This is a genomic window from Parasphingomonas zepuensis (assembly GCF_036663735.1).
Lineage (GTDB): Bacteria > Pseudomonadota > Alphaproteobacteria > Sphingomonadales > Sphingomonadaceae > Sphingomonas.
Genome location: NZ_JAXOJO010000066.1, coordinates 1 through 1,121 on the forward strand (window position 1 = coordinate 1; position 1,121 = coordinate 1,121).

1 protein-coding gene is annotated in these 1,121 nt (G+C 66.4%); it reads right to left on the bottom strand.

Translation table 11 applies throughout. The features are described from left to right. Nucleotides 1-1,121, bottom strand: a 1,121-nt coding sequence (locus U1769_RS25270; protein ID WP_332720910.1) for an HD domain-containing protein, incomplete at both ends; no start/stop codon positions are given.

Consider the following 1,121-nt stretch of genomic DNA (forward strand, 5'->3'; position numbering starts at 1 on the left):
TTCGATCACATCCTCCGGCTCGGCCACCCAATAGGCGTCGGGCATCCGGCGCATAAAGACCTCCGCCCCGCTGCCGATCGCCGCCGTCAGCGTTTCCTGCTTCACCGCGATCCGCTCGCTGCGGCCGCGCTGCTTGTGCCCCAGCCGCAGCACTTCCTCGGCGCTGTCGTACAAATTGGTGAGCAACTGCCGCTTCCACCCGTTCCACACGCCGGGGCCGACGGCGCGGATATCGACGATGGTGAGCACGAGCAGCATCATCAGCCGCTGCGGCGATTGCACGCGTTCGGCGAAATCGAGGATCGTCTTGAAATCGGACAGGTCGCGCTTGAACGCGGTCGCCGACATCAGCAGATGCCAGCGTACCAGCCATGCCACCGTTTCGGTCTCCGCCGCGCTCAGCCCCAGCCGGGGACACAGCTTCATCGCCACGTCTTCGCCCAGCACCGAATGATCGCCGCCGCGCCCCTTGGCGATGTCATGCAGCAGGACGGACACATACAGCGCCCGCCGCGACGCGATCTGATCGAGGATGCCGGTCGCCAGCGGATGATCCTCGCGCTTGTCGCCCTTCTCGATGCTGGCGAGCAGGCCGATGGCGCGGATCGTGTGCTCGTCGACGGTATAATGGTGGTACATGTCGAACTGCATCTGCGCGACGACACGGCCGAAATCGGGCACGAACTGGCCGAACACCCCCGCTTCGTTCATCCAGCGCAGTACCGTCTCCGGGTCGCGCGGCGATGTCAGCACGTCCATGAACACCGCGTTGGCGCGCGGATCGCTGCGCTTGTCGGCGATCAGCTTGGCGTCGCGCGCCGCAGTCCGCATCGCCAGCGGATGTACCTCCAGCCCGTGCAGATCGGCCAGCGCGAACAGCTCGACCAGCCGTACCGGCTCCTCGGCCAGGAAATCGTCGCGCGGCAGGGCCAGCCGCCCGCGATCGAGCACGAACCCCTTCAGCTTGGCCGGCGAACGGCGGATGCGGGGCAGGCCGAACCGGCTGCCGCGCGCCGCGAACTTCTCATCCAGATGCGCCAGGAACACCCCGGTCAGGTCGCCGACCATCTTCGCCTGCAGAAAGTAGAAGTGCATGAAGCGCTCCTCCTTCGATTTGCCCG